This window comes from Clostridium sp. (genome assembly GCF_032552055.1).
Classification (GTDB): domain Bacteria; phylum Bacillota; class Clostridia; order Clostridiales; family Clostridiaceae; genus Clostridium.
The window spans coordinates 1-3,475 of sequence record NZ_JAWGSV010000304.1; the positions used below are offsets into that span (position 1 = coordinate 1).

Consider the following 3,475-nt stretch of genomic DNA (forward strand, 5'->3'; position numbering starts at 1 on the left):
GGATTTACAGCTAGTTGTGAAATAACAGTACTTCCAAAGGGCGAAGATATTAAGGTTACAGGAGTTTCATTAGATAAAACTTCATCAGAGTTAAAGGTAGATGAAGAATTAAAATTAATTGCTAGTATTTTACCTGAAAATGCTACAAACAAAGAAGTGTCTTGGAGAAGTAGCGATGAAAAAGTAGCTAAAGTTGATGAAAATGGAAAAATAATTGCAATAGCAGAAGGAAAGGCTATAATAACAGTAACAACTAAGGATGGAGGATTTACAGCTAGTTGTGAAATAACAGTACTTCCAAAGGGGAAAGATATTAAGGTTACAGGAGTTTCATTAGATAAAACTTCATCAGGGTTAAAGGTAGATGAAGAATTAAAATTAATTGCTAGTATTTTACCTGAAGATGCAACTAATAAAGAAGTTTCTTGGATAAGTAGTGACGAAAAAGTAGCCAAAGTAGATGAAAATGGAAAAGTGACTGCAATAGCAGAAGGAAAGTCTGTAATAACAGTAACAACTAAGGATGGAGGATTTACTGCTAGTTGTGAAATAACAGTGCTTCCAAATGATAAGGATAATGGTAGTGGAGAAGGAATAAACTTGCCTGAAACTGGTGGCAATAATCCAACTTATATCTTAATTATAGCAATATTAGTAGTTGGAGTTGGAGCTTTCTTATTCTTAAAAAATAAAAAATCAAAGGAAAATAACAATAAATAATATATAAGTTACCATAGATTTTTTACATTAAATTAAGGTAGTTAATATGTAATATACTTAAATTAGGTAATTACAGAATCAACTTATATAAAAAACAAAAAAAAACGCTGATGAAAATCAGCGTTTTTTATTACCATATTTAACAATGTGACAATCTTTATTTAACATATTATTAAATTATTAACTTAAATATAACCTATAAATAGTGATTTTATTGCTAAAATATCATTTGTAATGAAGGGTAGCGATAATTTAAATGATTCAAATGTAATTAAAGATATAGCAGGAATTAAAGTTGGTATATTTCGGTTAACAACACCAGAAACTGCATATAAAACTAATCCTAACAATGTTATAGGAATTGATTTTGTTGATCCTGTAGAAGTTGCAAGAAATCAAGTAGAGGAGCTAAGGGGTAAAGGCGTAGATGTAATAGTTGCTTTAGCACACGTTGGTATAGATGAGCCTATTGAAGTAGTATCTACAATGATTGCTGATGAAGTTGATGGAATAGATGTAATAGTTGATGGACATAGTCATAGCACATTACAGGAAGGAATTACTACTGAAAATGGTACTTAAATAGCTAGTACTGGAGAATATGAAAATAACTTAGGAAAAGTAGTTATAACTGTAGATGGAGAATCAAAGAAAATAGTAACTAAAAAGGCAAGTTTAATATCTAAAGCTGAAACAACTGATATTGAAGGTGATAAAAAAGTTTTAGATAAGATAGAAGATATAGATGCCGAGCAAAGTGAATTTTTATCACAGGTTGTTGGAAATTCTAATGTTCATTTATAAGGAGCTAGAGAATATTCAAGAACTCAAGAAACTAATTTAGGTAACTTAATTACAGATGCTATGTTAGATGAAAAAGGAGCGGAAATAGCTATTACTAATGGTGGTGGAATACGTGATAGTATCGATGAAGGAGAAATAACTAAAGGAGAAATAGTTAAGGTTCTTCCATTTGGTAATTATATAGTAACAAAGGCATTAACAGGTGCGCAAATTAAAGAAGTGTTAGAACATGGAATAAAAGCTTATCCAGCGCCTGCAGGACATTTTCCTCATGTTTCAGGGGTAAACTTTGTCTTTGATGAAACTAAAGAAGCTGGAGATAGAATAGTTGGAATCACTGTAAATGGAAAGCCTATAGAGATGGATAAGTTATATGTAGTTACAACTAATGACTTTATGTCAGTAGGAGGAGCTTAATATCCACACTTCTCAAATACTCCAACAATAAATGAATATAAGTCACTTGAAGAAGCTTTAGAATCTTATATTAGAAAAATAGGTAATGTTGATTATACTATTGAAGTAAGAATTAAAGTAGGGAAAATACAGCACCAACTATAAATGCTGACAATGTAATTTAAATGTAGGAGATAAATTTGATCCGTTAAAAGATGTTAAAGCCATAGATAATGAAGATGGAGATATAACTAGTTGGATTATAGTTATTGAAAATAGTGTTGATTTAAGTAAGGCTAGAGATTATAAAATTATTTATGAAGTAAAGGATAGCCAATGAGAAACAACTACTTTAGGAGTTAAGGTTACTGTAAATGAAGTTAAAGAAGAGGATAAACCAGAAGAAAAGCCTAAGAAAGAAGAAGACAGAAAACCAGGAGAAAAGCCAGGTGAAGAAAAACCTGGTAGTGATAAACCAAATCCTCCAAGTGGAAATGAATCTGGAAATAATGATAAAGGAAATTTACCGGAAACAGGTGGAAGCAATCTAATGTTAATATTCTTAATAGCTATAATAGCTGTAGGGGCTGGTGGATCACTCTTAGTAAATAAAAAGAATAAGAGTATAGTTAACAAATAGAAAAAAGAGAATAGTTAATAAATAGAAATAAGGAGCTGCAAAAATGACAGCTCCTTATATTCTTTTAAAGAAGAGATGTGTATATAATTATTTAAAATGCCCTTAAAAAGGCTAAAATAATTAGCATTAATCCAGATAACCAGGAAAGGTTTAAGTTAGTTATATCTACAAATTTTTTACCTAAATATGATCCAAATAAAATTACAATTAAGCCAATGATTAATGAGAAAATAAAAACCTCAATATAATTAATTGTTACAAGGCTACTACCAAAGCCAACAGCTAAGCTATCTAAAGATAAGGCAAAAGCTAAATATATAGCTTCTTTAGAAGATAAATTTTTAGATTTATCAAAGTCAGCTTTTATTTCATTTGCATAGACTTGAAGTACAAAGTTAAAATCAAATAACTTAAATTTAAATGGAGAAATCTCTTTTGACTTTTTATTAATATAAGACTTAAATAAACTTTCAAATAAGCGATAAAAACCTAAAAAAAATAAAACTACAAAGCTTATAACTTTTGCTATGTTTAATGAAATATAATTTTGAAGAATACCGCCAATTATTAAAGAGACTCCAAGCATAGAAGAGGAAATTATATCTATTATTAATGCAGATCTTAAAGGTATTTTAATTTTACTTGTGCCATAAGAAATACTTGCTAAGAAGGAATCTATAGATACAGATAAAACCAATATTAAAGCTTCAAACATAAAATTACCTCTAAAAAAATACTAATTTATATTATGAATATAAAGTATATAAAGTTACAAAATGTGACCTATAATATTTATAATTAAAAAGCTAGTAATTTTTATTATATACATATAAAATATAAGGGATAATTAAAATAGGAGTGAATAGTATGGATAAAAAAGATTTAAATATAAATGAAGAAGAAAAGGTTGTTATG

At 28.6% G+C, this 3,475-nt stretch carries 5 protein-coding genes and 2 pseudogenes; 6 read left to right on the forward strand and 1 reads right to left on the reverse strand.

Annotation, left to right across the window (positions count from 1 at the left end; translation table 11 throughout):
* The 6 genes and pseudogenes from E6248_RS14585 to E6248_RS14610 form a co-directional block, all read left to right on the forward strand.
* The coding region (locus E6248_RS14585) for an Ig domain-containing protein (RefSeq protein ID WP_316341510.1) at nt 1-720 on the forward strand (720 nt) is incomplete at its 5' end.
* Nucleotides 721-954: 234 nt separating this feature from the next.
* The gene (locus tag E6248_RS14590; protein ID WP_316341511.1) at nt 955-1,302 is read left to right on the forward strand and encodes a hypothetical protein; all 348 of its coding nucleotides are present in this window, start codon (nt 955-957) and stop codon (nt 1,300-1,302) included.
* Nucleotides 1,303-1,548: 246 nt separating this feature from the next.
* Nucleotides 1,549-1,941, forward strand: a pseudogene (locus tag E6248_RS14595) (5'-nucleotidase C-terminal domain-containing protein); the annotation flags it as partial.
* 169 nt (nt 1,942-2,110) lie between these two features.
* Nucleotides 2,111-2,260: pseudogene (locus tag E6248_RS14600) on the forward strand (immunoglobulin-like domain-containing protein); the annotation flags it as partial.
* Between the two features lie 34 nt (nt 2,261-2,294).
* On the forward strand, nt 2,295-2,471 hold the full coding sequence (locus E6248_RS14605; protein WP_316341512.1) for a hypothetical protein: 177 nt from the start codon (nt 2,295-2,297) through the stop codon (nt 2,469-2,471).
* A complete protein-coding gene (locus tag E6248_RS14610; RefSeq protein WP_316341513.1) occupies nt 2,471-2,560 on the forward strand; it encodes a hypothetical protein in 90 nt (29 codons plus the stop codon). Before E6248_RS14605 ends, E6248_RS14610 begins: the two co-directional genes overlap by 1 nt.
* Before the next feature lie 91 nt (nt 2,561-2,651).
* Here E6248_RS14610 and ytaF read toward each other — a convergent pair whose 3' ends face one another.
* Nucleotides 2,652-3,275 carry a sporulation membrane protein YtaF gene (ytaF, locus tag E6248_RS14615; protein ID WP_316341514.1) on the reverse strand — a complete coding sequence of 208 codons (624 nt, stop codon included), beginning with the start codon at nt 3,273-3,275 and terminating at the stop codon, nt 2,652-2,654.
* Between the last annotated feature and the right edge of the window lie 200 nt (nt 3,276-3,475).